This is a genomic window from Rhizobium sp. Root274 (assembly GCF_001429245.1).
Taxonomy (GTDB): Bacteria; Pseudomonadota; Alphaproteobacteria; order Rhizobiales; family Rhizobiaceae; genus Allorhizobium.
Genome location: NZ_LMJE01000008.1, coordinates 121,318 through 147,896 on the forward strand (window position 1 = coordinate 121,318; position 26,579 = coordinate 147,896).

Here is a 26,579-nt window from a genome sequence, read left to right on the forward strand (position 1 = left end):
CTTGGCGCCTCCCATTCTGAAACTCGACGATATCTACCTATCCTTCGGCGGCACCCCGCTCCTTAACGGTGCCGGGCTGCAGGTGGAACCAGGCGACCGGATTTGCCTGGTCGGGCGCAACGGTTCGGGCAAGTCGACTCTGATGAAGATTGCGGCGGGACTGGTCGAGGCGCAGTCGGGAGAGGTCTTCCGTCACCCGGCCTCCACCATCCGCTATCTGGAGCAGGCACCTGATTTCGCCGGCTACAGCACCGTACAAGCCTATGCCGAGGCAGGGCTCGGGCCGGGTGATGATCCGTATCGGGTGACCTATCTGCTGGAGCATCTGGGTCTGACCGGTCAGGAAGATCCGACGCGGCTTTCGGGTGGTGAAGCGCGGCGCGCAGCGCTTGCCCGGGTGCTGGCGCCCGAGCCTGACATTCTGATGCTTGATGAGCCGACGAACCATCTCGATCTGCCGACCATCGAGTGGCTCGAAGGAGAGTTGCAAAAGACGCGTAGCGCACTCGTCCTCATTTCCCACGACAGGCGCTTTCTTGAGAGGATCTCGACCGCCACCGTCTGGCTGGATCGCGGGCTATCGCGAAGGCTTGCCCGTGGTTTTGCCCATTTCGAGGAATGGCGCGACAGGGTGCTGGAAGAGGAAGAAATCGAGCAGCACAAGCTCGGCCGCCAGATTGAGCGTGAGGAGCACTGGTTACGCTATGGGGTCACTGCCCGGCGCAAGCGCAATATGCGGCGACTGGGTAATCTCCAGGCTTTGCGTGCGGACTATCGGGGCCACAAGGGGCCGCAGGGCACAATCCAGGCTGCTGTTAGCGAAGGTCGCGAAAGCGGAAAACTGGTCGTCGAGGCAGACAAGATCACGAAATCCTATGGCGATAGGACCATCGTCGCGCCCTTCTCGATCCGCGTGCATCGCGGCGACTGTATTGGTCTGATCGGCCCGAACGGTGCCGGCAAGACGACGCTTCTGAAGATGCTGACCGGCCAGTTGCAGCCGGACGGGGGGGTGATCAGGCTCGGGACGAACCTGGAAATCGCGGTTCTCGACCAGAAGCGTGAAGACCTCAATCCGGACGATACGCTTGCTCATTACCTGACCGACGGTCGTGGTGAGAACCTGCTGGTCAACGGCGAGCAGAAACATGTTACCGGCTACATGAAGGATTTCCTTTTCCAGCCGGAACAGGCTCGCACGCCGATCCGCAATCTATCCGGCGGCGAGCGGGCCCGGTTGATGCTGGCGCGGATCATGGCAAAGCCTTCCAACCTGCTGATCCTCGACGAGCCGACCAACGATCTCGACATCGAGACGCTGGATCTTCTGCAGGAAATTGTCGCGGGCTATGCCGGTACGGTCATCCTCGTCAGCCATGACCGCGATTTCCTCGACCGCACCGTGACCTCGACCATTGCGCCCGCCAATCCGGATGCGCCCGATGGCCGCTGGATCGAGTATGCCGGGGGCTATTCCGATATGCTGGCTCAGCGCAAGGGCGTCGAGGACGAACGCAAGCGGGCCGAGAAAGCCGAGAAGGCAAAAGCGCAGGACATGTCTGGCGCAAAGGCCGGCGAGGCTGGCTCCAAGAGCAAGGGAAAACTGTCGTTCAAGCAGAAATTTGCTCTCGAAAATCTGCCGAAGGAAATGGAAAAGGCGGAAAAGGAGATTGCCGCGCGCGAAGCCAAGATGGCGGATCCCAATCTCTTCACGAAGGATCCGACGACCTTCAACCGGCTCGCCGCCGAAATGGAGAAGCTTCGCGCCGACATTACCCGCTGGGAAGAGGAATGGCTGGAGCTCGAGATGCTGCGTGAGGAACTGGAAGGGTAGAGGGTCGCTTCACCGCAGGGTATCCATCACCCGCTCGAGATGCACCAGCCTCGCACCGGTCGCCTTGGCGAATGTCGCCGAGCGACCGATGTAGAGCAGGGTCGTGTCGGTCAATTCTCCGAGCAGCATTGCCAAACGGTTTTCGGTTTCCGGTTCCAGGCCCTCAAGGACATCAAAGAATACTACCCAGCGTGGTTTGCGCAGCAGGACGTTGGCAAAGGCCAGCGCCATCTGCTCATCCTTGTCGAGCAGTCTTTCCCATCGGGCACGCTCGTCGAGACGATTACCGAGATGCTCTAGCCCCACCCGCTCCAGGGCAGCTCTCATGCTGGCATCTGTGAAGCCCACGGACGCCGCCGGGTAAGCGAGCAGACTGCGCAGCCGGCCTTCCGGCAGGTAGCCGATCTGCGGCACGAAGAGGATGTCCGTTGCTGCTGGGAGAAGGATCTGACCCGTGCCGAACGGCCACAGGCCGGCAAGTGCATTGAAGAATAGCTTGCGATTGACGCCCTGGTCGCCATTGACCATGACATGTTCGCCGGGCGCGATGTCGACATCCCTTTCGACGAGACGGAAAGCGCCGCCGTTGTTCTCGCCTGGGACCCGTGAACCAATCTCGAGGCCCCTCAGATGAAGGGCGCCATCCTCGGACGCCGAGATCTGTATGTTTCCTGCCATCCCATCCGCATTGTCCATGGCGCCCAGGGCGGCGCGGAAGACCGTGACGCGGAGGAGTGCTGCCCGCCAGTCGGCGATCTGACCGAAGTTGTCGACATACCAGCGCAGGGCAGAATAGACCTGGGTAAAGGCCGCTGCCGCCATCATCAGGCCGCCGAAGGTTATGGTCCCGGAGAAATAGGCCGGGGAGGCAATCAGGATGGGCACGATGATCGCCAACCATCCGAAGCCTGCCGTCACCCATGTCAGATTGGTGAGCGCAAGTGCCAGGTGACTTATTGAGCCTAGGACGCTGTCGAGCGCTTGATGAATATGCCGTTTCTCGGTCTCTTCACCGCGGGCGACGGCGATCGCCTCGAGGTTCTCGTTGGCGCGCATCAGGGAGAAACGCAGGTCGGCCTCGCGCGCATAACGCTCGGCATTCAGGTTCGACAGCCGGTGTCCGACGAGGCGGCTCAAAAGCGAGGCGGCAAGGGCATAGAGAATGGCGCCCCAAACCATGTAACCGGGAATGCGAAAACTCCAGTCTCCCAGCTTGAAGACGAGTTCGCTGGACAGGCCCCAGAGGACCCCGATGAAGCTCACCAGAAGAATGGTCGCATTGAAAAGACCAATCGACAGGGACGTCGTCATCTCGGCGAGCTTGCGGGCATCTTCGTGCAGTCGCTGGTCCGGGTTGACGCCGAGGGGGCTCGTCATCGAGAGGCGAAAGGCGCGGCGTCCTGCCAGCCACTGGTCGATGACATCGCGCGTCAGACCCTCCCGCATGTGCAAAGCCGTCATCTGGTTCAACCAGGCCTGAATGACGTTTAGCACCAGAAGCACGCCGGCGATGACAGCGAAGTTGCGAAGTTCCTGCAGAAAGGCCGGCAGGTTGCGCTGCTCCAGCGAATTGTAGAACGGCGCGTTCCAGTGGTTCAGCATGACGGTGCCATAGGCGGTGGCCAGGATGACAGCGACCAGTGCGAAGGCGAAGACGAGGATGCGATTGCGAATGGCAGAGTGCCAGAAGCTATCCAAAGCGATGGCGATCTGGCGGCGAAAATTCCCTTCGACGGATGCAACAATCTGATCGACTGAAATCGGTCCTCCGTTCATTTCACTCGTCATGCCATCAAGCCTCGAAAACTTTCAACTACAGTCTGTTGACTGCATAGCATGGCGAGATTGCGTTTGGCTTACCGTGGCACAGAAGAGGTCTGTGCATCTTGCGCTCGGAAACCTGCCGCGCTATTTCCATGACTGCTCTAACGGGGTGCCTTCTGATCCGCCGTGATCGGAATGCTGAGAGGCGTCAGCCAACCCGCGGAACCTGATCCGGTTAACACCGGCGGAGGGATTAGACGCGTCGATCGCAAACGCCCTATCCCGATATCATTGATCTTTTGGAGGAGGGCGTCATGCCGTCATATCTTGCTGCATTTGTTCGCGCCGGCCTTGCCGCAGCCTTGTTGTCCGCCGGTCTATCCGCGTCGGCGCAGGCAGCCGACAAGGTTCTGACCGTCTATACCTATGAAAGCTTCATTTCCGAATGGGGACCGGGACCCAAGGTGAAGGAAGCCTTTGAAAAAACCTGCGATTGCAGCGTTAATTTTGTCGGTGTTGCCGATGGAGTAGCCCTTCTGACCCGCCTCAAGCTTGAAGGTCAAAGCTCCAAGGCCGATGTCGTGCTGGGGCTTGATACCAATCTGGTTGAGGAGGCCAAGCAGACAGGAATGTTCGATACGGCTGCGATCGACACCTCGAAAGTGAAGGTTCCTGGCGGCTTCAGCGATGATGTCTTCGTGCCTTACGACTATGGTCATTTCGCCGTGATCTACGACACCCAGGCGATCAAGACTCCGCCGAAGAGCCTCAAGGAACTGGTTGAGGGTGACCCGAACCAGAAGATCGTCATTCAGGATCCCCGCACGTCGACACCAGGTCTCGGCCTCTTGCTCTGGGTCAAGTCCGTTTATGGCGACAAGGCGCCCGAGGCTTGGGCCAAGCTGAAAGGCCGTGTTCTGACGGTGACCCCAGGTTGGTCGGAAGCTTATGGTCTGTTTACCAAGGGGGAGGCGCCGATGGTGTTGTCCTACACGACATCGCCGGCCTACCACATGGTCGCAGAAAACACCGATCGCTATCAGGCAGCGGACTTTTCCGAAGGCCATTACATCCAGATCGAAGTTGCCGGCATCTTGAAGAACGCGCCGGACAAGGATCTTGCGCGGCAGTTCCTCGCCTTCATGCTTGAGCCCGGTTTCCAGGATACGATCCCGACGAACAACTGGATGATGCCGGTTGCCGCGACGTCCGAGCCGCTGCCGGATGCCTTCGGCAAGCTCGTTCAGCCGAAGACGACGTTCCTGATGAGCCCGGCCGAAGTGGCGGCCAATCGTCAGGGCTGGATCGACGAATGGCTGAAGGCGATGACGCTCAACTGATTGTCTGATGCTGCGTCCACTGCACCAGTCATGGCGTGTAAGACTGCCTGCTCTCGCGGGCGGTCTTTTCGTCTTGATGGTGATCTCGGGCTTCGTCGGGGTGGCGCTCGTGATGCTCCTTTCCGGGCCTGTCGCGGGCTTGGAGCTTTTTGCTGATCCCGTGGTGCGCTCCGTACTCGGCTTTACCCTGTGGCAGGCTCTGCTTTCCACTTTGCTTTCCGTCGGTCTCGCCCTGCCGTTCGCCAGTGCTCTGGCGCGGCAGTCAAGCTTTCCGGGCCGGCCGTGGCTGATCCGGCTGATGGCGTTGCCGATGGGCCTGCCGGTCCTCATCGGCGCGCTCGGCCTTATCGGGGTGTTTGGCCGCAACGGCCTGATCAATCAGCTTCTCTCGTCGTTCGGGGTCTCGCAGCCCGTGTCGATCTATGGCCTGTCCGGCATTCTCATCGCGCATGTCTTCTTCAACCTGCCACTTGCGGCGCGCCTGATGCTCTCTGCGCTGGAACGGGTACCGGCAGAATATTGGCGTTCTGCTGCCAGCCTCGGCTTTTCGCCGTTCTCCACGTTCCGGTTCATCGAATGGCCGGTGCTTGCGCGGGTGATCCCAGGCGCGGCGGGGCTGATCTTCATGCTGTGTGTTACCAGCTTTACGCTTGTTCTTGTCTTTGGGGGCGGGCCAGCTGCGACCACGATCGAGGTGGCGATCTATCAGGCGCTGCGCTTCGATTTCGATCCCGCGCGGGCGGTCTCACTCGCATGCGTCCAGATCACCGTCACCGGCTGCGTCCTCGCGGTCTTCAGCCTATTGCCCGCAGCCTCCGATACCGGCGCCACCAGCGGGCGTGGCATTGTCCGCTTCGATGGGCGTCGCCCGATTATTCGGTTGGTGGATGGGCTGATGTTGGTGTCGGGCGGCCTCTTCCTCGTGCTGCCGCTCGGACAGGTCGTCGTTTCGGGCCTCCGGGCCGATCTCGTCCGGCTTCTCAAGCAAGAGGCCTTCCAGCAGGCGGCGCTGACCAGCCTCATGGTCTCGCTGGGAGCAGGCCTTGCTGCCACGCTTGGAGCCTATCTGGTGATCGCCGCACGAAGCCAGCTTTCGGGACACACGTCGCTCACCTGGACGGCACGTCTTTTTTCAATCAGTCTTGCGGGCGCCTCATCGCTGGTGCTCCTCATCCCGACGAGCATCCTTGCCACCGGCTGGTTCCTGGCGCTCAGACCCCATGGCGACATCGCGGGTTTTACGCCCCTCTTGGTGGTCGGTATTAATGCCCTCATGGCTCTTCCGTTCGCTGTGCGAGTTCTCGGGCCCGCCTTTTCCGAACACCGGGATCGCACTGGCCGGTTGTCGGAAAGTCTTGGCCTTTCCGTTTGTCAGAGACTGCGTTTCGTCGATTGGCCGGCCCTTCGACGTCCGTTCCTCACGGCACTCGCCTTCGCCATGGCTCTTTCGCTCGGCGATTTGGGTGCGGTAGCCTTGTTCGGCTCCGAGAATATCACCACGCTGCCGACCCTCATTTATGCGCATATGGGCAGCTATCGCAGCAACGACGCCGACGGTCTAGCGCTCATTCTGGGTCTCATCTGCCTGGTGCTGGCGCTGATTGGTGCACCCGGCACCTCGCCAGGCGCCCATGCAAAGGAGCGAGTCCATGCCGGCTAACGCCTCCGTCCATCTCGACCATACCCGTTTGACGCTCGGCCAGAATCGCTTCCATTTCGACTGCGCGTTTCAAGCTGGCGCGATCACTGCGATTGTCGGCCCGTCTGGCGCCGGGAAGTCGACGCTGCTCAATCTGGTTTCCGGCTTCGAGCGCCCGGATAGCGGCACCGTCTGGATCGATGGATCGGACGTCACTCGGCTCCCGCCGGCCGAGCGCCCTGTCTCTCTGGTCTTTCAAGACAACAACCTGTTTTCCCATCTAGATCTCTTCACCAATATCGGTCTCGGCATCCATCCTGGCCTCAGGTTGCAACCAACCGATCGCGTAGCGATTTCACAAGCCCTCGGACGCGTTGGTCTCGCGGGTTACGAACGACGGTTGCCTGGATCTCTGTCCGGCGGGGAGCGCCAACGGGTAGCTTTCGCCCGAGCGCTGGTGCGCCGCCGTCCGGTCTTGCTACTTGACGAGCCATTTGCAGCGCTTGATCCGGCACTCCGGTCATCAATGGTTGCTCTACTGTCGGACCTGCATCGGGAGACTGGCGCAACCGTGCTTCTCGTCACACATGACCCACGAGACTTGGAACGGCTTGCCCAGGATGTCATCTTCATCGATGAGGGGAGCGTGCTTGTCGCGGCTGCGACCGGCCAGTTCCTTGCCCGACAAGATCTCCCGGCCGTCCGTGACTTCCTCGGCATCGCCCCTTCCGTGGAACCTTCGCCTTAATTTGGTCGTTCGCTCCTGTCATGCGGCCAGTGAATGGTTGCCCAGCGCAGCAGGGGCTTGGTCAATGCGGTTGCGGGCACTATGGTCTAGAGCATGCGACAGTTTCGCATTATGGAATGAGCCCAGGGACCGTGTTCACGCGATTCTGGTGCCAGGCAAGTGGATGCTGCACCCGGGACCGACCTCAAAGGCGGAGCCTCGGGCACAGGGTTAAGGGGCAGGATGCAGTTTTTCAGCCGGAACAGCGCAATGGCTGCCGATGGTCATCGGCGGCGCCGGCCTGCAAGGCTTGCGTCGACGACGGCTGCGTTCGTTGCGAGCGGACTGGTTCTGTCGTCCTGTCAGTCGCTGTTCGAGCAAGCCTATGAGCCTTCTGTCTCGCCGTCCAGCAATCCGCAGATCGTGGAAGAAGTCCAGAAGGGCGATCCGCGTGCCCAGATGGGTGCGCGGGAGCATCCCCGCATTGTCGCCTCCTACGGCGGGGAGTATTCCGACGCCAAGACCGAACGGCTTGTCGCGCGCATTGCCGGTGCGCTGACGGCTGTGTCAGAAAACCCCAACCAGTCCTACCGCATCACCATTCTCAATTCGCCCGCGATCAATGCTTTCGCGCTGCCCGGCGGTTACCTCTACGTGACGCGCGGGCTGCTGGCGCTTGCCAATGATGCGTCCGAGGTCGCCGCCGTACTCAGTCATGAAATGGCGCATGTGACCGCCAACCACGGTATCGAGCGTCAGCGCCGCGAAGAGGCCGAAGTGATTGCAAGCCGGGTGGTGGCAGAAGTGCTTTCCAGCGATCTCGCCGGCAAGCAGGCGCTCGCGCGTGGCAAGCTGAGGCTTGCCGCCTTTTCCCGTCAGCAGGAACTGCAGGCCGACGTGATCGGCGTTAGAACCCTCGGCGAAGCGGGTTATGATCCTTATGCCGCCGCCCGCTTCCTCGATTCCATGGCGCGCTACAGCCAGTTCACCTCGGTGGATCCCGACGCAGACCAGAGCCTGGACTTCTTGTCGAGCCATCCGAACGCGCCGCAGCGCGTCGAGCTTGCGAAGCGGCATGCACGTGCCTTCGGCCCGGAAGGCACGCATGGCGAGACTGGTCGTGACTATTATCTGAACGGTATCGACGGCCTTCTCTACGGTGACAGCCCGCAGGAAGGTTTCGTTCGTGGGCAGACCTTCCTGCATGGTCAACTCGGCATCCGCTTCGATGTGCCGGTCGGCTTCCAGATCGACAACAAGGTCGAGGCGGTGCTTGCCACCGGCCCGGGCGATGTTGCCATCCGTTTCGATGGTGTGGCCGACAATCAGAAGATCAGCCTTCCGAACTATATTTCCAGCGGCTGGGTGACCGGCCTTTTGCCGGATACGATCCAGACGATTTCGGTAAACGGTCTTGAAGCTGCGAGCGCGAAAGCCTCCGCAGATCGCTGGGACTTCGATATCACGGTCATTCGGATCGGTCCGCAAATCTTCCGGTTTTTGACGGCGGTACCCAAGGGCAGTGCAGCGCTTGAGACCACTGCAGCACAATTGCGCTCATCCTTCCGCCGCATCACGCCGGAGGAGGCTGCCTCATTGAAGCCACTACGGGTGCGGGTCGTCACCGTCGGCTCTGGCGACACCATCGGGACTTTGTCAGCGCGCATGATGGGCACCGAACGCAAGCTGGAACTGTTCCGGTTGATCAATGCACTCAGCCCAACCTCAACCATTTCTCCCGGCATGCGGGTGAAAATCATCTCCGAGTAAAGCCTCTCTCAGCCACAAAAAAAGCCGGCGTTCCCGCCGGCTTGCTCGTCTCAGGTATCGATGCTGTTCAGTAGGCCATCTCGTAACGAGCGGCCGTCGGAGCCTTGTCGGTCAAGGCCAGCTTTAGTTTTTCAAGAGCCCGGGTCTCGATCTGGCGGACGCGCTCTTTTGAAATGCCGAGCTCCATGCCGAGTTCTTCCAGCGTCGCACCGTCTTCCGTCAGACGTCTTGCCTTGATGATCCGGCTTTCCCGCTCGTTGAGCCTGTTCATTGCGTCCTTAAGCCAGCCGTTCCAGCGCTCCCCATCAATGATCGAGGTCACCTGCTCGTCGGGCAGCAATTCATTGCTCTCCAACATCTCCAGTTGCTCCGTGCCTTCGCCGTTTCGGCCCGCAACAGGTGTCTGGAGCGAGGCGTCGTTGCCGGAAAGCCGCGCGTCCATAGACTGAACATCCGCAAGGCTGACGCCAAGAGCCGAGGCGATTTCCTGATGAATGGCCTGATCCGAGAGACGGTTGTCGCCCTGTGCCAGCTTGGCGCGGAGGCGGCGCAGGTTGAAGAACAGTGCCTTCTGGCTGGAACTTGTGCCACCGCGGACAATCGACCAGTTGCGCAAGATATAATCTTGCATCGAGGCCCGGATCCACCAGCCGGCATATGTTGAGAAACGAACCTCGCGACCTGGGTCAAATCGGGCGGCTGCTTCCAGGAGGCCGATATAACCTTCCTGGATGAGGTCGTTCAGCGGCAGGCCGAAGCCGCGGAACTTCGATGCCATCGCAATGACGAGACGCATGTGGGCTTGGGCAATGCGATTGCGCGCACCCTGATCGTCCTGCTCTTTCCAGCGAATGGCGAGATCCAGCTCTTCTTCGCGTTCCAGATAGGGCTGGGACATCGCGTATCTGATGATGTGTCTGTCAGCTGATATGGCCTTCATCGAAACATCTCCCTGGGTCTGGGGGACCGCACGCCGGCAGCCCGTTTTCCGGCATTTTCTGTTGAACGGCCCAAGGCCGTTCATGTTCCAACCGATGCTGCCAAGTGTGTGCAGCAATTCGTTGCTTTGTATTCTGGTGAAGATTACGCAGCGATGGGGGTGGCGGATTGGTGCCGCATCTTCGCTTCGTGTCGGGAGAGGCTCCATCACGGAGAAGTGAGCGCGTGCGGTCGTTCGGATCTGCGGTCAACGCAAAACGGCGCGGGTTGCCCCACGCCGTTTGCTCAATCGGAATGTGAGGTCAGATCAGGCAGACAGCGCCTTGAATTCTGCGAGGATGGCATCTCCCATCTCGACAGTTCCGACCTGACGGGCGCCTTCGGCCATGATGTCGCCGGTGCGAATGCCCTTATCCAGAACGTTGGCAATCGCCTTTTCCAGACGATCGGCCTCAGTGACCATGTTGAAAGAATAGCGCAGGCACATGGCGAAGGAAGCGATCATGGCGATCGGATTGGCGATGCCCTTGCCCGCAATGTCCGGAGCCGAGCCATGGACGGGCTCGTAAAGCGCCTTGCGCTTGCCGGTCTTTCCGTCAGGGGCGCCGAGCGAGGCAGACGGCAACATGCCGAGAGAGCCCGTCAACATGGCAGCAACGTCCGACAGCATGTCGCCGAACAGATTGTCTGTTACAATGACGTCGAACTGTTTCGGTGCACGAACCAGCTGCATGCCGCCCGCATCGGCCAGCATATGCTCCAGCTGGACGTCGGCGTATTTGTCCTTGTGGGTCGCGGTGACGACCTGGTTCCACAGGACGCCCGACTTCATGACATTGCGCTTTTCCATCGAGCAGACGCGGTTGTTGCGGGTGCGTGCGAGCTCAAAAGCAACGGCTGAGATGCGCTCGATCTCATAGGTGTCGTAAACCTGCGTATCGATCGCACGCTTCTGGCCATTGCCGAGATCGGTGATGGTCTTCGGTTCGCCGAAATACACGCCGCCGGTCAGTTCGCGCACGATCAGGATGTCGAGACCTTCTACGAGTTCGGGCTTCAGCGAGGACGCATTGGCAAGCGCCGGATAGCAGATAGCAGGGCGCAGATTTGCAAAGAGTTCGAGGTCCTTACGCAGACGCAAGAGGCCGGCCTCCGGGCGCACGTCATAGGGCACGTCGTCCCATTTCGGGCCGCCAACGGCGCCGAACAGAACGGCATCTGCGGCAAGCGCCTTGGCCATATCCTCTTCCGAGATCGCCACGCCGTGGGCATCATAAGCCGAGCCGCCAACCAGGCCTTCGTCGGTAACGAATCCCGCGCCCTGTTCATCATTCATGTAGGCGATGATCTTGCGGACCTCCGCCATCGCCTCGGGGCCGATGCCGTCGCCGGGCAGGAGAAGAAGATTACGAGCCGTCATGGATACCTCCACTCGAAAAAGAAGTCGCGGCTTCTTACGCGCGGGTCCCATGCTTTTCAAGCGAGATAGGCCGGAAACGGTACGGTTTGCGGTTCCCTGGCGGCCAGTTGAAGCAGTTGACCGTGCTGGAGAGGCGGTTCAAGAGAAGCCCAAACAGAATCGGATCCATGCGTCATGTCCTCACGCCCCCTGCATATCGAGACCCCGCTTTTGCGGACCGCTGCCGACTACAGTGAAAGCGGCGTTCCTCTGTGGCTGAAACTCGATGCGCTGCAACCCTCCGGCAGTTTCAAGCTCAGGGGCATCGGTCTGCTCTGCCAACAAGAGGTTGCGAAGGGTGCCCGAGAAATCTTTTGTGCGTCCGGCGGCAATGCGGGTATCGCAGCTGCTGTTGCCGGCCGTTCACTCGGGGTGCCGGTGACCATTGTCGTACCAGAGACCACCTCGCTTGAGGTGAGGGAGCGAATTCTGGCGATGGGCGCCCATGTTTTGGTTCACGGCTCTGTGTTTGATGAGGCCAATGCGCACGCCGTTTCACTCGCTGCCGAGCGCAAAGCGGCTTATGTGCATCCCTTCGACCATCCGGTTCTGTGGGAAGGCCATGCAACGCTGATCGACGAAGTCGTGAAGGCCGGCGCGGAATTCGATTGCGTCGTGACCAGCGTCGGTGGCGGCGGGCTGCTGGCCGGCATCGTGGAAGGATTGCGCCGCAATGGCCTGTCGGACATTCCGGTCATTGCAGTGGAGACCGAGGGCGCGGCCTCCCTGCACTCGTCCATCGTGGCGCAGGAGCGCATCATGCTCCCGGCAATCACCTCGATTGCCACCTCACTTGGCGCGCGGCAGGTCGCGCAACATATCTTCGACCTCGTCAGCCAATATCCGATCGAAAGCGTGACTGTCTCGGATGCCGATGCCGTCGCGGCTTGCCTGAAGTTTGCCGATGCCCACCGGATCCTGGTGGAGCCGGCCTGTGGCGCAGCGCTTGCCGTTGCCGATGTGCATGCGGGCTTGTTGTCGCACTTCAAGGCGCCGTTGGTTGAGGTCTGCGGTGGTATCGGTGTTTCGCTCGCGATGCTCGAAGCGTGGCGCGCGCGTTTCCTCTGAGCATGAAAAAAGCCGGGACAGGCCCGGCTTTCTTTCATTGAGGATCTGGTCGACTTAGGCCCAAGGGCGCTGGGCGGCATTCGACTTTTCGAAATTGGCGATGCTGCCCGCCTTTTCCAGCGTCAGGCCAATGTCATCGAGACCGTTCAGCATGCAATGGCGCTTGAAGGCATCGAGTTCGAATGAAATCTTGCCACCATCCGGACCGGTGATTTCCTGGGCTTCCAAGTCGACTGTCAGGACTGCATTCGAGCCGCGGCTCGCATCGTCCATAAGTTTCTCCAGGTTTTCCGGGCTGACGACGATCGGCAGAATGCCGTTCTTGAAGCAGTTGTTATAGAAGATGTCGGCGAAAGACGTGGAAATCACGCAGCGGATGCCGAAATCCAGCAGCGCCCAAGGCGCATGTTCGCGCGAGGAGCCACAACCGAAGTTGTCGCCGGCAACCAGGATCTGGGCGTTGCGGTAAGCCGGCTTGTTCAGCACGAAATCGGGGTTTTCCGAGCCATCTTCCTTATAGCGCGCTTCGGCGAAGAGTCCGGTACCGAGACCGGTGCGCTTGATCGTCTTCAGGTAATCCTTCGGGATGATCATGTCCGTGTCGATGTTGACGACGGGAAGCGGTGCAGCGACACCGGTGAGCTTTACGAACTTGTCCATCAATCTGCCTTCGATCTGGCTGGAATGCTTTCGATGTCTCGCCCATAGAGCAAAACATCGAAGAATTGAAGGAGAATCTTGGGCGTTTGCTGACGTAGGACGGCCGGTGGAATGGATTCGGGTTCGACCGCCAAGTGGGGCCGCCAATCAGGAGGATCGGCGGCGAACCAGTGAGGACATTACAGATCGATGATCGTACCCTTGCCGTCATTCCAGACGCGCAAGTCTTCGCGTCGTTTTGCCTTGGCGTACACAGGAGCCCGCTTGGTGCGCCCCATCAACATTCGGGCACCGAGGGACACGGTCAGGAGCGCGCCGATAACGATGGTGAGCGACACAGCGAAGGCGGCCGCGAGGCCAACGAAAGCGAGACCGGCGAGGGCGATGACGGCGGAACGGAAATTCTGCATGATCTGTGTCCTTTCTCAGACGCCAAGGTGGTCCTTATTCCACTGCAATGCAAGGGCCTTTCACCGAATTGTCATCTTGCGCGGATCGGGAAAGATTGCCAAAACCGATGCATGCATCTTGCCCAAACAGAGTTCCGAGATCGTCACCCCCTTCGTCTGCGCCGTTCGGTTCTGACGGTGCCGGCTGTCAATGAGCGGGCTCTGGCGAAGATTTCCGACCTGGATTGCGATGCGGTGATCTTTGATCTCGAGGACTCGGTTGCGCCGGAGAAGAAGTCCGAGGCGCGGGAAAACCTCAAGAATTTCATGGAGCAAGCTGATCTGGGCTGGCGCGAGCGGATCATTCGGATCAATGCCATTGATAGTACCAATCTGGCCGATGACCTGCAGTTGATCCGTGTGCTGGTGCCAGATGCTGTCCTTCTTCCCAAGGTGGAGGAGCCGGCCTCGGTTCAAAGCGTGGCGGATTGGCTGGCGGAAGCAGATGCGACGGAAAGTCTCAGAATATGGGCGATGATCGAGACCCCGCGCGGCGTGCTGAATGCCGCGACGATTGCGTCGTCAGGACGAACGGCGGACGGTCGGCTCGATGCCTTCGTGGTGGGGTTGAATGATCTGCGCAAGGCGACGGGCATTCCGGCCGAACCGGGCCGCAACTATCTCGTGCCCTATCTGATGCAGGTGGTTCTTGCAGCCCGGGCTTATGGGTTAGACGTGATCGACAGCGTGTCGAACGACTTTCGTGACATGGACGCGTTCGCTGCAGAATGTGCTCAAGGCCGATCGATGGGCTTCGATGGCAAGATGCTGATCCACCCCTCGCAGATCGGACCCGCAAATGATCAATTTGGACCGCTATCAGACGCAGTCGCAGAGGCGCGGCAGGTGGTGGAGCAGTTCGCCGATCCTCTACATGCGGGATTGAATGTTATCAATGTCAACGGCCGGATGATCGAGCGGCTGCATGCCGAGGAGGCCGAACGGCTCTTAAGTATGGTGGCATTGATAGAGGCGCGAAAGGAAAGTCAAAAATGAAAGTCTACCGTTTCCTCACCGGCCCGGACGATTCCTCGTTCTGCCATCGGGTAACCGACGCTCTGAACAAGGGCTGGGAACTGCACGGCTCTCCGAGCCTGTCCTTCAATGTCGCCGAGAACAAGATGTTTTGCGGCCAGGCCGTGGTCAAAACCGTTCACGGCAAGGACTACCATCCGGACATGAAGCTCGGCGAACAATAAGGCATGCTTCATAGAAGGAGCCGCATGCTCCTGCCCGTGGCCTGATGGCCGCAGGTTTCCTGCGCTTGTATCCCGAGTGTTCTTAGCTGGTTCGCAAAGCCGGTGCTCCGGTGCGACATAATGCATCCCTTCGCTTATAGGCACCCGTGCAGGCCTGATCTATATACAGGGTTCAATGTCTATGAGAGCAAAGGATTTGCCATGCTGGATGTGGTTGTCGTCGGCGGTGGCTATGTCGGTCTTTCCGTTGCCGTTTCGATCAAACAAGCCGCGCCCCATCTTGGCGTGGAAGTGATCGAGGCTGCGCCCGAGGGTGCCTGGAAGAAGGATCCACGCGCGTCTGCCATCATCTCTGCAGCCACGAAGATGCTCGACGTCTTCGGCCTGTGGGATCGCATCGAGCCGGATGCGCAGCCGATCAACCGGATGATTGTGACGGATTCCAAAACATCCGATCCGGTGCGGCCGGTTTTCCTCACCTTCGACGGCGCTGTCGAGGATGGGCGCCCCTTCGCCCACATGATCCCCAATGTCAGCATGGTTGCCGCGCTGCGTGACGCTTGCGCCGAGCGTGGAATCAACATCCGCCACGGCCTCAGAGCGACCGATTTTCGGGACACCGGGCCGTCGGCTGAGCTCACCTTGTCCGATGGAAGCAAGCTCGATGCCCGGCTCGTCGTGGCCTGTGATGGGGTTCGCTCCAAGCTACGTGATCTCGCTGGCATCAAGACCGTGACATGGCAATACGGCCAGTCGGGTATCGTCACCACAGTCGAACACGAGAGACCGCATGATGGGGTTGCTGAGGAGCATTTCCTGCCGGCCGGCCCGTTTGCCATCCTTCCCCTCACGGGCAATCGCTCCTCGCTCGTCTGGACGGAGCGGACGGAGGATGCCGACCGGCTCGTTGCTTCGGATGATCTCGTCTTCGAGGCGGAACTTGAGCGGCGTTTCGGCCACAAGCTCGGAACCATCAAGGCCACAGCCGACCGTCGCGCTTTCCCGCTCGGCCTTACCTTGGCCAGAGCCTTCATCGCGCCGCGGCTGGCGCTCGCCGGCGATGCTGCACATGGGATCCATCCCATCTCGGGGCAGGGTCTTAACCTAGGCTTCAAGGATGTCGCAGCGCTTGCCGAGACGGTGGTCGAAGCTGATCGACTGGGTCTCGACATCGGCTCGGTCAACGTTCTGGAGCGCTACCAGATCTGGCGGCGGTTCGACACGTTCCGCATGGGCGTGACAACCGATGTTCTGAATCGTCTGTTTTCGAATGATGTGACGCCGATCCGTGTCCTGCGCGACTTCGGACTTGGGATTGTCGAGGGAATTCCTGCCCTGAAGAACTACTTCATTCGCGAAGCTGCGGGATCAACCGCGCATAATCGGCCCCGCCTGCTCGGCGGCCAACAGATCTGACAGCTGCCTCAATTCGTCCCACCCGATTCAGATCGGCATCTCCAGTTTGCGGGCCTCGGAGACCAGCATGATCGGAATTCCGTCGCGAATCGGGTAGGCGAGCCGCGCTTTCTCAGAGACGAGTTCGTTCTTTTCGCGATCGAACTTCAGCACCCCATGCGTCAGGGGACAGACGAGCAATTCGAGCATCTTCGGATCGACGCCAGTCGTCTTGTCGTCCATGGGGAGCCTATTGAAGCATGGTATCGCCGTCGCCAAAATTTCGGGCGAGGACGATCTCGGTGATGGCGATCAGGGTTTCGGCGCGGGTTCGCAGATCCGGAGCCTCAAGCAGTGCCTGTTTTTCCGCAGGGCCGAAGGGCGACATCATCGATAGGGAGTTAACCAGCGTGATGTTCGAGGCGCGCTCCACGCTTTCCCAGTCAGCCTCCAGCTTGTTGGCTTCCAGATAAGCCCTGAAAGCCGACAACAAGCCCGAGCGGTCGACCTGTGCTTCGTCATCGCCGCTGGTCAGGTCAGCCACGAAGGGAGCAATCGTGAAGGTGCGGTATGGTTTTGTGCTGGCGACTTCTTCCAGCAAACGGAAGCGACAAATGCCGGCGAGGGAGACAATGTAACGTCCGTCACCGGTCTCGGTGAAGGATGTGATCCGCCCAATGCAGCCTACCGGTGCCAGAGCCGGGCGCTCGGGCAGGATATCCGCCTGCACCTCGGTGAGTGCCGGCTGGATCATGCCGATCAGCCGGTTTCCGGCCATGGCGGCATCCAGCATGGCCAGATAACGCGGCTCGAAGATGTTGAGTGGCAACTGTCCGCCCGGCAGAAGAAGTGCGCCCGAAATCGGAAAAACCGGCACGGTCTCAGGAAGATCTCCCGCCGTCAGATATCTGGCATTTCCCACTTGCATTGAAGCCCATCCTGTTCGGAAAATCTCCGCATTCTCATTCGCTTCTATCTGGGTCGCGCCGGGCAAAACTCAAGCCCGCGGCCCATCACGAAAAGAGAATGGAAGAGAGCTTGCGGCGCGCCATGATGGTTGCCGGATCCTTCGGTCCCCAGACCTCGAAAAACTGCAGCAGCTGCTTGCGAGCGCCGTCGTCGTCAAACGTCCTGTCCCGTTTCATGATCAGAAGCAGGTGCTCTGCGGCTTCTTCGCGCCGGCCTTCGACGTTGCGGATCTTTGCGAGCTTCATGCGCGCTTCGTGATCGTCGGGGCTGAGGGACAGCGTGTGTTCGAGGGCCACCGGATCGCCAAGCTTGCGGGCCTCCTCGATCTGGTCCAGTCGCTTCAGCTGCGCCTGCACTTCGGGCGCCTTAGACAATTCGTCCGGCAGCTGGCTCAGGAGTTCCCGCGCGCGCGCATGCTGATTGGCTTCAATCATGCACTCGGCCATGCCGGCAAGTGCGCGAACATTATCAGGATCAGCCTGCAGGACGGCAGCAAAGAGTTGGGCTGCACCATCGATATCGCCGGCGACGACAAGACCGGCTGCCTCTTCGAGGACGGCGGCGATCTCTGCTGCCTGGTCTGCACCTGCCGGGCCGCCGATCTTTTCGATGAAAGCCTTGACCTGGCTTTCGGGCAGTGCGCCCATGAAGCCATCAGCCGGGCGGCCGTCGACGAAGGCGACGACAGCGGGAATCGACTGGATGCCAAGCTGACCCGCAATGGCTGGATGGTCATCGATGTTCATCTTCACGAGCTTGACGCGGCCGCCTGCCTCTTTCACGGCCTTTTCGATGATCGGCGTCAGCTGACGGCAAGGACCGCACCAGGGCGCCCAGAAATCGACGAGAACAGGCTGTCGGCGCGATTCTTCCAGAACATCCTTGCCGAAGGTGGCCGTGGTCGTATCCTTGACGAGATCCGCCTCAGTGGCCGCCGGTGCAGGGGAAGCACCGAATTGTGCATTCGCCGTCATCGTTTGATTGCCGTAGCCGCCGTAAGGGTTGCCGTAGTCGCTCATCTCGCGCATCTCCGCCTGTCGCGCCAGCCTTCGATCCAGGCCGGCATTTGCCGCTAAGATCGTATGTCAGGCCGTCACTTTCAAGACAAGCGGCGAGTGACCCGTTGCCTGCATGAACCTGAGCAAGTCATCGCGGCCGATGGAGGTCGTCGCCTCATTGGTCAGCGGATGGCAGTTGATGATGTCGTGTTCCATCAGGTCCTTGTCGAGGACGAACGTGACCTTGTGGCCCGTGTCATTGATCGCCCCGAAGGCAGTGACCGAGCCCGGCGCCACACCGAGATATTCCATCAGCTTTTCCGGTTTGCCGAACGAGACCTTGCTCGCAGCGCCGATGACCGTATGCACGGTCTTCAGATCGACGGTGGCATTCTCCTCGACCGTCAGCAGGAAGAATTGGTCCTTCTTGTCCTTCACGAAGAGGTTTTTCGTGTGGCCTCCGGGGATCTCGTCGCGCAAAGAAACCGACTCGGCGACGGTGAATACCGGAGGGTGCGTTTTCGTCTTGTGCGGAATGTTCAGCGAGTCGAGAAGGCGGAAAAGGTCGTCTGCGGTCTTCGGAGAGGCGCTTTCGGTTTCAACGGTCACAGGCGGGCCTTTCTTTGCTAATTTTCCGGCTCTTCGGGCTGGTATCGGCGACAGAGATAGGCCCGTCGCTCACAGCTTGCAATCTTCTTTGCCGCAAAAAGTCCCGCATTTACGGGGGGTTGGCCGTTGCGGCACGGAGATTTTCATTTTTTTCGCGATGAACTGACATTTCCCTGTTGCATTTGAAAATCGTTTGAGCGATATAGCGCCCGTCGCCGCAAAACGGACGGCCCACGATCCAGACACTACCCCAGGATCGCGGTTATGAGCGGGTGTAGCTCAGGGGTAGAGCACAACCTTGCCAAGGTTGGGGTCGAGCGTTCGAATCGCTTCACCCGCTCCATTTTCTCTCTTCAATAAGATTGACAGCCTCTGGACGCCGATGCGGCGCTTGTGTCTATTCGCTCCGAATTTCATTCGGAGGTGAAGATGACGAATCGTCTGGCGGGCAAGGTTGCAATCATATCTGGTGGTGCGACCGGCATGGGTGGTGCATCCTCGCGGCTCTTCGCTGCCGAGGGGGCGAAAGTGGCGATCATCGATCGCAACGCTGATGCAGCAGAAGAAACGGCAGCCGAGATCCGCAAGGCCGGTGGAGTCTGCGAGGTTTTTGTCGCCGACGTCTCAGATGAAGCGCAGGTTGAGTCTGCGGTCCGAAAGGTCGAATCAAGCCTTGGAACGGTGACGGTGCTGTTCAATCACGCCGGCACGATTGTCATCAAACCATTCCTCGAAACACGCTCGAGGAATGGGACTGGCTGCATGCGGTGAATGTCCGTTCGATGTTTCTCATGACACGTGCCGTGCTGCCGGGCATGATTTCTGCTGGTGGTGGCTCGATCGTCTGCACCTCGTCGATATCGGCCGTCGCTGCAACGCCGATGGAGGTGCTCTACGACACCACCAAAGGCGCGGTCCATATGTTCTCTCGGGCGATCGCGGTGGAATTCCGCGACCGCAACATCCGCTGCAATGCTGTCTGCCCGGGCTTTATCCGGACCCCGCACGGCTTGCGCGAAGTGGCGGAACTGACTGCCCACGGCGTGGATGTCTCCGAAGCTGCCATCGCCGCCCAGCAGGGTAGAATCGGCGAGCCCGAGGACGTTGCCCGCGCCGCCCTCTACCTCGCCAGTGACGACTCCCAATTCGTGAACGGGGTACACCTGTTCGTCGACAACGGTTTTACCGCGATCTGATTCAGTTCTTGGAGAAGACGTAGTCCGTCTCCTGACGCAGAACTTCGCCCGGGCGAAGGACGCCGTTCGGGAAGCCCCTGTGGTTCACCGCGTCGGGCCAGATCTGCGTTTCCAGGCAGAAGCCGGCGTATGGGCCATAGGTGTGGCCCTGAAGCCCCGGGACGGCGACGTTAAGGTAGACGCCGGCGTAGAACTGGACGCCGGGCTCCGTCGTCAGAACTTCCATCGAAACACCTGAATTGACGCTGCGGGCGAGGGCCACGCTGCGTTTGGCGGTGCGGGTGCTGGAGAGGCAGAAGTTGTGGTCGTAACGGAACTGCGCGCCGTCGACATCGAGCTTTATCGGGCGCATTTCGCGGAAATCGAAGGCGGTATGATCGACCTTCTTGATCTCGCCCGTCGGGATGAGCCTCTCGTCGACCGGTGTATAGTGGTCGGCTGCGATCATCAGATCGTGACCGAGAATGTCCGGCCGTCCATCCAGATTAAAATAGGCATGATGGCAAACATTGGCGATGGTCGGTTTGTCGGTCACCGTTTCGTAGAAGACGGAGAAGACGCCCTCGGGCTTGAGGGTGAAGACAGCGGTCGTGCGTGTGGTTCCCGGATAGCCCGCGCGACCCTCGGGATCGACGATTTCCATCGTCACGTGATCTGCACCCAGTTCAAGGATCGTCCAGTTGCGGCGTCCCATGCCATCGGTGCCGCCATGCAGATGGGCGACGCCCCGCTCATTCAACTCCAGCTGATGGTCCACCCCGTCAAGCGTGAAGCGGCCATCGCCGATGCGATTGGCGCACCGTCCCGGCGTCGCACCGAAGTACGGGGAGTGATCGAGATAGCTCGCCAGATCATGAAACCCCAGAACCAAGGGACCTTCGTGGCCCTCCATCCGCAGATCCTGCAGGACCGCACCAAAGGTCAGGATCGAGGCCGTCAGGCCTCCTCCGGTCAGGACGACCCGTTCCACGCTTTCCCCCGTCGGCATTACGCCGAACACCTGTCTCGTCATATGACCACTTCCTCACCGTTTTTTCGACTAAGCCTGCAAGGCGGGCCCTCGACTCACTCCGCGACTGCCTTGCCAATCTCGTCAATATCATAAGGCGTCATCTGATAGATCTCATTGATCCAGTTGCCGAACAGGAGATGCGCATGACCCCGCCAGCGATTAAGCGGCGTCAACGTGTCGTCATTGTGCGGGAAATAATTGTGCGGCAGCTTCATCGGGAGACCCGCCGACTTGTCCCGGAAATATTCGTCACCGAGCGAGGTCGAATCGTATTCGACATGATTGAACATGTAGAGACGGTTACCCCGCTTCTCCTGCACGAGGCACACGCCCATCTCGTCGGATTCGAGCAGGATCTTCAGTTCCGGCTCCTTCTCGATGTCTGCGCGACGGACCTCAGTCCAGCGCGATACCGGCACCTGGAAGTCGTCGGAGAAACCGTTGAGATACACCGAGGATGGCGCGAGGTTGCGGTGGCGATAGACACCAAAGGCCTTCTCCTTGAGTGCATGTTTCGGCACTTTGTGGAAATGGTAGATGGCCGCCATGGCACCCCAGCACACATTCATCGTCGAATGCACGTTGGTTTCGGTCCAATCGAGGATCTCCTCCAGTTCCGGCCAATAGGTGACTTCTTCAAAAGGCAGGGTTTCAATCGGTGCGCCGGTGATGATGAAGCCATCAAACTTGCGGTGTTTCACATCATCCCATGTCTGATAGAAGGATAGGAGGTGCTCCTCGGGTGTGTTCTTTGCCTTGTGTCCGCCCATGCGGACCAGCGTCAGTTCCACCTGCAGCGGGGAAGCGCCGATCAGGCGTGCGAACTGAACCTCCGTCTTGATCTTGTTCGGCATGAGGTTGAGAAGCGCGATCTGCAGCGGGCGGATATCCTGACGGACGGCCACGGTCTCGGTCATGACTCGCACGCCCTCATGCAGGAGGGTTTCAAAGGCGGGGAGCGTATCGGGGATTCGGATCGGCATCTGGCTCTCGACTTTCCTTTGTCACGACGGTTCGAGACCGCGGAAACAAAAATACCGGCAGCTTCAATTCGCTACCGGTCCTCGGAAAGTCTCGACTCGCCTCGGCCCTTTAGCGAGTTATTTTACGTGGCTGCAAGCCGGCCGGCCAAATCACCACGGAACGACGCCTATTTACGCCTGTCCAAGGCGCGAATCAATGGGCAAGCGAACTTGCTCCTTGCCGGCTGCGGTCGTCGCGGGTGGCGGGCCTTCAGTTGCCCCAGACCACAGCCTCTTCGTGCCGTTTGATCAGATGTTTCAGATTGTCGAAGCTGGAGCGGACGAAATCCGCAAAGTGTTCAACTGCTGGGGAGCGCGGCGAGTCAACGCGGCGCAGGATGGCAAGCGCCCGTTCCGGATGCGGGATGTTGATCGGCAGGGCCGTGATCGTCTTTTCCTTACGCTGCGCAAAGACGACGCTATGCGGCATCACCGTCAGGGCATCCGCCGCCTTCAGATAGTTGACGACGCTTGCAAGCGATCCGCCGGAATAGCGGATCCGGATTTCCGTGGCGCCAAAGGATAAAAGCAGGGCACGCAGGTCTGCCAGCAAAGGACTTCCAGGCGGCGGTGCCACCCATGAATGATCGAGCAGATGGGCGGGTTGAAGCCGCCGTTTCAGCAGCAGGGGGTGTGTGACCCGGCACGCGATGACATTGCGCCCCGGCAGAATCTGCTGAAATGCAAGGCCAGACCCCTCGTCCAGAATATCGATGGGGCAAATGGCAAGATCAATTTGATCCGCCTTCAGGGCGGCGCGCAGATCCGGAAAATAACCATAGGACTGTTCGATGTGAACATCCGGATGGGTGGTCTGGAATTCCGCACACATGCCGGCGATCAGGGCATCCATGAAGAAGGGCGTTCCGCCGACGCGGACGACGCCGCTCTTGCCGATCCGGAAGCTCTCCATGAGGCTCGATGCCTTGCGTGAGGCAGCCAGCATTGCAAGTCCGTGTTCCGCAAGAGCGGCTCCAAGTGGCGTTGGCAGCATAGGCCTGCGCCCCTTGATGAACAGAGGCTCTCCAACACGCTTCTCCAGCATGGAAAGCGTGCGGGACACCGCAGGTTGAGCAAGACCCAGCAAGGCTGCCCCCTCGGTTACGCCGCCAGCTTTGACCACGGCGGCCAACTGAATGAGATGTCGCTCATCGAACTTCATAACGGATCGTTATATTGAAACTGAAAGAAATCATCAATCCGGCTTTCATCGCCTGCTAGCTTGCCCTCGACCAGCAATGCGGATTTGGGAGGAGATGCATGTCGCGGGGAGCTGATGCGCTGACCTTCAGTGAGGCCACATCTGCCGAGGCTTTTGCGGAGCGCTTTTCTGCGCAGAACGATCCTTCAGCGCGTCTTATCTCTGCGGTCGTTTGCCACCTTCATGACCTCATCAAGGAGTTCCGGCCGACGCAGGATCAATGGCGCAAAGTCATCGATTTCCTGACGGAGGTCGGCCATGCGGCGGATGAGCGCCGGCAGGAATGGGTATTGCTGTCCGACCTGACCGGCGCCTCTGCCCTGGTCGAGGACATCAATTCGCGCCGCCCTGCCGGTGCAACACCCAACACCATTCGTGGTCCATTCTTCCGGGCGGATGCTCCGGAGCGGCAGAGTGGAAGCACCATTTCACTCGATGGTCTCGGTGAACCGCTGATCGTCGAAGGGCGTGTCGTTGATCTCGATGGCGAGCCTGTTCCGGGCGCCGAGGTCATCACCTGGCAGGCCAATGCTCAGGGCTTCTACGAAAACCAGCAGCCGGACCTGCAACCGGAATTCAATTTGCGAGGTCTTTTCCGTACCGATGCTGGCGGACGCTTTGACTATCGGTCGGTCAGGCCCGCCGGTTACAGCGTACCGCAAGACGGGCCGGTTGGGCGCCTACTTGCCGACGCCGGCTATCCTTTGCACCGGCCTGCTCATCTGCACTTCCTGATCCGTGCGCCCGGCTTCGAGACGATCACCACCCATATTTATGATGCGGGCGACCCGCGCCTTGCCGAAGACGCGCTGTTCGGCGTTCGGCCGGAATTGGTGCATTCGTTCGAGCAGACTGTGCTCGACGGCGAACCTGCCTCTCGCGTCAGTGTCAGCTTCGTCATGGTCCGCGCGCGTCCAGGGAGGGGCAAATGAAGAGCTTCACCTATGCCGGCAGCCCGGCGCATATCCTCTTCGGCTCCGGCCGCAGCGCTGACGTCGGTAGCGCTATCGAAGCCCTCGGCTGCCGTCGTGCGCTGGTGCTGTCAACGCCGCATCAGAAGGCGGATGCCGAAGCGCTTTCCGATCGGCTGGGTACCCTCTCCGTCGGCGTCTTCTCCGGTGCCGTCATGCACACGCCCGTCGATGTGACGGAGAAAGCCCTGAAGGTCGTCAAGGACGCCGAAGCCGACTGTGTCGTTTCGCTCGGCGGCGGCTCTACGACCGGGCTCGGCAAGGCGATTGCCTATCGCACCGATCTGCCGCAGGTCGTCATCCCCACGACCTATGCCGGCTCCGAAGTCACCCCGATCCTCGGGCAAACCGAAGGCGGTCGAAAGACCACGGTCCGGAACGCCAGCATCCTGCCGGAAGTGGTGATCTACGATCCGGACCTGACACTTGGTCTACCGGTCGGCATGAGCGTTACCAGCGGCCTGAATGCCATGGCCCATGCGGTCGAAGGTCTCTACGCCCAGGATCGCAACCCTGTCTCGACGCTGATGGCGCTCGACGGATTGCGCGCCTTCAGGGATAGCCTTCCGGTTCTGGTGAAAAGCCCTCATGACCCTGATGCACGGGCAGAAGCGCTCTATGGCGCCTGGCTCTGCGGCACCGTGCTCGGCACTGTCGGCATGGCGCTGCACCACAAGATCTGCCACACGCTGGGCGGTTCTTTCGACACGCCGCATGCCGAAACCCATGCGGTCATGCTGCCGCATACGGCCGCCTTTAACGCCGAAGCGGCGAAAGCGGAACTCTCAGGCGCCGTCGAACTCTTCGGCGGCTCCATCGGCGGAGGGCTCTGGGACTTTGCCAAGTCGATCGGCGCGCCGTTGTCGCTCAAGGATTTGGGGCTTGTCGAAGCCGATCTCGATCGCGCCGCCGATATCGCTGTCGAGAACCCTTACTGGAACCCGCGTCCGATCGACGGCGCGTCGATCCGCACACTTCTGCAAAAGGCCTGGGAGGGCGTCAGGCCCGACTGACCGAGACGACATTTCGCGCTTGGCGCGCTCTTTGGGAGGAGAGACGATGATGGGAGGAAACATGATTACGCGACGCAAATTCCTTCAGACGACGGCAGCCGGCGGCGCCGTGCTGGCAACCTCGGGCCTTGCGGCCCCTGCGATTGCGCAGCAGGCGGCGGTCAAGCTCGGCTATGTCAGCCCGCAGACCGGACCGCTCGCGGCCTTCGGTGAAGCCGACAAGTTCGTCATCGACAGCTTTCTCACCACGACAAAGAAGATGGGCCTGAACTACGAGGTCGTGGTCAAGGACAGCCAGTCGAATCCCAACCGCGCCGCCGAAGTCGCCAAGGAACTGATCGTCGACGACGAAATCAACCTGATGCTCGTTTCCTCGACACCGGAAACCACCAATTCGGTCTCCACCACCTGCGAAGCCGAGCAGATCCCCTGCCTTTCGACGGTTGCCCCGTGGCAGCCCTGGTTCATCGGCCAGCAGGGCAATCCTGGCGATCCGGCCAGCTGGAAGCCCTTCAACTACGTCTACCACTTCTTCTGGGGTCTTGAGGACATCATCGCCGTCTTCACCGGCATGTGGGGCCAGATCGAGACCAACAAAAAGGTGGGCGGCCTCTTCCCGAACGACGGCGACGGCAATGCCTGGGGCGACAAGGTCGTCGGCTTCCCGCCGGTGCTCGAAAAGCTCGGCTACGGCCTTACCGACACCGGCCGCTATCAGAACCTGACGGACGATTTTTCGGCCCAGATCAACGCCTTCAAGCAGGCGGAGACGGAGATCCTGACCGGCGTGATGATCCCGCCTGACCTCACCACCTTCTGGAACCAGGCCAAGCAACAGGGCCTCAAGCCCAAGATCGCCTCGATCGGCAAGGCGCTTCTCTTCCCGCAGACCGTGGAATCTCTGGGCGATGCCGGCCACAACCTCTCGACCGAAGTCTGGTGGACGCCGTCTCATCCGTTCAAGTCCTCGCTGACAGGCGAGACGACTGCCGATGTGGCAACTGCCTTCACCACAGTGACCGGTCGCCCCTGGACACAGCCGATCGGCTTTGCCCATGCGCTGTTCGAACTCGCGGTCGACGTGATGAAGCGTGCCGAGGACGTGACGGATGGCGATGCCGTGGCGAAGGCCATTGGCGAAACCAAGCTTGACACGCTGGTCGGCCCGATTGCCTGGAACAATGCCAATCTGCCGCCCTTCGCCCAAAAGAATGTCGCCAAGACCCCGCTTGTCGGTGGTCAGTGGCGGCTGAAATCCGACGGCGGTTATGACCTGGTCGTCGTCGAGAACGGCCAGGCAACGAACATCCCGCTCGGCGGCAAGATGGAAGCGTTGGGGTGATCT

The 26,579-nt window shown here is 60.2% G+C and carries 24 protein-coding genes, 1 tRNA gene, 1 pseudogene and 2 riboswitches; of the genes and pseudogenes, 14 read left to right on the forward strand and 12 right to left on the reverse strand.

Annotation, left to right across the window (positions count from 1 at the left end; translation table 11 throughout):
• The first annotated feature begins 1 nt into the window (after window position 1).
• The gene (locus tag ASE36_RS15810) at window positions 2–1,834 is read left to right on the forward strand and encodes an ABC-F family ATP-binding cassette domain-containing protein (protein WP_062282723.1); all 1,833 of its coding nucleotides are present in this window, start codon (window positions 2–4) and stop codon (window positions 1,832–1,834) included.
• A 9-nt stretch (window positions 1,835–1,843) separates the two neighbouring features.
• Here ASE36_RS15810 and ASE36_RS15815 read toward each other — a convergent pair whose 3' ends face one another.
• Window positions 1,844–3,610 carry an ABC transporter ATP-binding protein/permease gene (locus ASE36_RS15815; RefSeq protein WP_062282725.1) on the reverse strand — a complete coding sequence of 589 codons (1,767 nt, stop codon included), beginning with the start codon at window positions 3,608–3,610 and terminating at the stop codon, window positions 1,844–1,846.
• Between the two features lie 143 nt (window positions 3,611–3,753).
• A riboswitch (TPP riboswitch) is annotated at window positions 3,754–3,868 on the forward strand.
• 44 nt (window positions 3,869–3,912) lie between these two features.
• On the opposite strand from ASE36_RS15815, the gene thiB reads away from it, so the two are divergent.
• The 4 genes from thiB (at window position 3,913) to ASE36_RS15835 (ending at window position 9,074) form a co-directional block, all read left to right on the forward strand.
• The gene (gene thiB, locus ASE36_RS15820) at window positions 3,913–4,938 is read left to right on the forward strand and encodes a thiamine ABC transporter substrate binding subunit (protein ID WP_062282728.1); all 1,026 of its coding nucleotides are present in this window, start codon (window positions 3,913–3,915) and stop codon (window positions 4,936–4,938) included.
• A 7-nt stretch (window positions 4,939–4,945) separates the two neighbouring features.
• Window positions 4,946–6,598, forward strand: a complete 1,653-nt coding sequence (locus ASE36_RS15825) for a thiamine/thiamine pyrophosphate ABC transporter permease ThiP (protein WP_062281782.1) — start codon at window positions 4,946–4,948, stop codon at window positions 6,596–6,598.
• On the forward strand, window positions 6,588–7,325 hold the full coding sequence (thiQ, locus tag ASE36_RS15830; RefSeq protein ID WP_244474773.1) for a thiamine ABC transporter ATP-binding protein: 738 nt from the start codon (window positions 6,588–6,590) through the stop codon (window positions 7,323–7,325). Before ASE36_RS15825 ends, thiQ begins: the two co-directional genes overlap by 11 nt.
• A gap of 249 nt (window positions 7,326–7,574) precedes the next feature.
• Complete coding sequence (locus tag ASE36_RS15835) at window positions 7,575–9,074, forward strand: M48 family metalloprotease (protein ID WP_244474774.1); 1,500 nt, start codon at window positions 7,575–7,577, stop codon at window positions 9,072–9,074.
• 67 nt (window positions 9,075–9,141) lie between these two features.
• On the opposite strand, the gene ASE36_RS15840 is transcribed toward ASE36_RS15835, so the two are convergent.
• Both ASE36_RS15840 and leuB read right to left on the reverse strand, forming a co-directional pair.
• Complete coding sequence (locus ASE36_RS15840; RefSeq protein WP_062281792.1) at window positions 9,142–10,014, reverse strand: RNA polymerase factor sigma-32; 873 nt, start codon at window positions 10,012–10,014, stop codon at window positions 9,142–9,144.
• Between the two features lie 306 nt (window positions 10,015–10,320).
• On the reverse strand, window positions 10,321–11,433 hold the full coding sequence (gene leuB, locus ASE36_RS15845; RefSeq protein WP_062281797.1) for a 3-isopropylmalate dehydrogenase: 1,113 nt from the start codon (window positions 11,431–11,433) through the stop codon (window positions 10,321–10,323).
• 174 nt (window positions 11,434–11,607) lie between these two features.
• Here leuB and ASE36_RS15850 point away from each other — a divergent pair, with 174 nt between their 5' ends.
• Window positions 11,608–12,540, forward strand: a complete 933-nt coding sequence (locus tag ASE36_RS15850; RefSeq protein ID WP_062281800.1) for a pyridoxal-phosphate dependent enzyme — start codon at window positions 11,608–11,610, stop codon at window positions 12,538–12,540.
• Window positions 12,541–12,594: 54 nt separating this feature from the next.
• Here the strand turns inward: ASE36_RS15850 and leuD are convergent, their stop codons facing one another.
• Entirely contained in the window at window positions 12,595–13,200 is a 606-nt protein-coding gene (gene leuD, locus ASE36_RS15855) for a 3-isopropylmalate dehydratase small subunit (protein WP_062281805.1), read from the reverse strand.
• A 179-nt stretch (window positions 13,201–13,379) separates the two neighbouring features.
• Window positions 13,380–13,610, reverse strand: coding sequence for a hypothetical protein (locus ASE36_RS15860; protein WP_062281809.1), 231 nt, complete (start codon window positions 13,608–13,610; stop codon window positions 13,380–13,382).
• 111 nt (window positions 13,611–13,721) lie between these two features.
• On the opposite strand from ASE36_RS15860, the gene ASE36_RS15865 reads away from it, so the two are divergent.
• From ASE36_RS15865 to ASE36_RS15875, 3 genes are all read left to right on the forward strand, one after another.
• Entirely contained in the window at window positions 13,722–14,645 is a 924-nt protein-coding gene (locus ASE36_RS15865; RefSeq protein WP_062281813.1) for an HpcH/HpaI aldolase/citrate lyase family protein, read from the forward strand.
• On the forward strand, window positions 14,642–14,848 hold the full coding sequence (locus ASE36_RS15870) for a DUF1737 domain-containing protein (protein ID WP_062281817.1): 207 nt from the start codon (window positions 14,642–14,644) through the stop codon (window positions 14,846–14,848). The genes ASE36_RS15865 and ASE36_RS15870 overlap by 4 nt, the downstream gene beginning before the upstream one ends.
• A gap of 201 nt (window positions 14,849–15,049) precedes the next feature.
• Complete coding sequence (locus ASE36_RS15875) at window positions 15,050–16,264, forward strand: ubiquinone biosynthesis hydroxylase (RefSeq protein ID WP_062281819.1); 1,215 nt, start codon at window positions 15,050–15,052, stop codon at window positions 16,262–16,264.
• 27 nt (window positions 16,265–16,291) lie between these two features.
• On the opposite strand, the gene ASE36_RS15880 is transcribed toward ASE36_RS15875, so the two are convergent.
• From ASE36_RS15880 to ASE36_RS15895, 4 genes are all read right to left on the reverse strand, one after another.
• Window positions 16,292–16,486, reverse strand: coding sequence for a Trm112 family protein (locus tag ASE36_RS15880; RefSeq protein ID WP_062281832.1), 195 nt, complete (start codon window positions 16,484–16,486; stop codon window positions 16,292–16,294).
• A 7-nt stretch (window positions 16,487–16,493) separates the two neighbouring features.
• Entirely contained in the window at window positions 16,494–17,171 is a 678-nt protein-coding gene (locus ASE36_RS15885; protein WP_062281836.1) for an LON peptidase substrate-binding domain-containing protein, read from the reverse strand.
• Window positions 17,172–17,256: 85 nt separating this feature from the next.
• Window positions 17,257–18,231, reverse strand: coding sequence for a thioredoxin (gene trxA, locus ASE36_RS15890; protein ID WP_062281839.1), 975 nt, complete (start codon window positions 18,229–18,231; stop codon window positions 17,257–17,259).
• A gap of 66 nt (window positions 18,232–18,297) precedes the next feature.
• A complete protein-coding gene (locus tag ASE36_RS15895; RefSeq protein ID WP_062281842.1) occupies window positions 18,298–18,819 on the reverse strand; it encodes a prolyl-tRNA synthetase associated domain-containing protein in 522 nt (173 codons plus the stop codon).
• 268 nt (window positions 18,820–19,087) lie between these two features.
• Here ASE36_RS15895 and ASE36_RS15900 point away from each other — a divergent pair.
• Together ASE36_RS15900 and ASE36_RS15905 are read left to right on the forward strand one after the other, a co-directional pair.
• Window positions 19,088–19,162: transfer RNA gene (locus ASE36_RS15900), tRNA-Gly, on the forward strand.
• A gap of 86 nt (window positions 19,163–19,248) precedes the next feature.
• A pseudogene (locus ASE36_RS15905) lies at window positions 19,249–20,015 on the forward strand (SDR family NAD(P)-dependent oxidoreductase).
• Window position 20,016: 1 nt separating this feature from the next.
• On the opposite strand, the gene ASE36_RS15910 reads toward ASE36_RS15905, so the two are convergent.
• From ASE36_RS15910 to ASE36_RS15920, 3 genes are all read right to left on the reverse strand, one after another.
• Window positions 20,017–21,027, reverse strand: a complete 1,011-nt coding sequence (locus ASE36_RS15910) for an aldose epimerase family protein (RefSeq protein ID WP_062281845.1) — start codon at window positions 21,025–21,027, stop codon at window positions 20,017–20,019.
• A gap of 53 nt (window positions 21,028–21,080) precedes the next feature.
• Window positions 21,081–22,010: a homoserine O-acetyltransferase MetA gene (metA, locus tag ASE36_RS15915; RefSeq protein ID WP_062281847.1), complete on the reverse strand. Its 930-nt coding sequence runs from the start codon at window positions 22,008–22,010 to the stop codon at window positions 21,081–21,083.
• 89 nt (window positions 22,011–22,099) lie between these two features.
• Window positions 22,100–22,177: riboswitch (SAM riboswitch) on the reverse strand.
• Between the two features lie 83 nt (window positions 22,178–22,260).
• Window positions 22,261–23,211 carry a LysR family transcriptional regulator gene (locus ASE36_RS15920; protein ID WP_062281849.1) on the reverse strand — a complete coding sequence of 317 codons (951 nt, stop codon included), beginning with the start codon at window positions 23,209–23,211 and terminating at the stop codon, window positions 22,261–22,263.
• Between the two features lie 98 nt (window positions 23,212–23,309).
• On the opposite strand from ASE36_RS15920, the gene ASE36_RS15925 reads away from it, so the two are divergent.
• The 3 genes from ASE36_RS15925 (at window position 23,310) to ASE36_RS15935 (ending at window position 26,576) form a co-directional block, all read left to right on the forward strand.
• A complete protein-coding gene (locus ASE36_RS15925) occupies window positions 23,310–24,182 on the forward strand; it encodes a dioxygenase (RefSeq protein ID WP_062281852.1) in 873 nt (290 codons plus the stop codon).
• Complete coding sequence (locus tag ASE36_RS15930) at window positions 24,179–25,234, forward strand: maleylacetate reductase (protein ID WP_062281856.1); 1,056 nt, start codon at window positions 24,179–24,181, stop codon at window positions 25,232–25,234. The genes ASE36_RS15925 and ASE36_RS15930 overlap by 4 nt, the downstream gene beginning before the upstream one ends.
• 61 nt (window positions 25,235–25,295) lie before the next feature.
• Window positions 25,296–26,576, forward strand: a complete 1,281-nt coding sequence (locus tag ASE36_RS15935; protein ID WP_062282731.1) for an ABC transporter substrate-binding protein — start codon at window positions 25,296–25,298, stop codon at window positions 26,574–26,576.
• Window positions 26,577–26,579 lie beyond the last annotated feature (3 nt).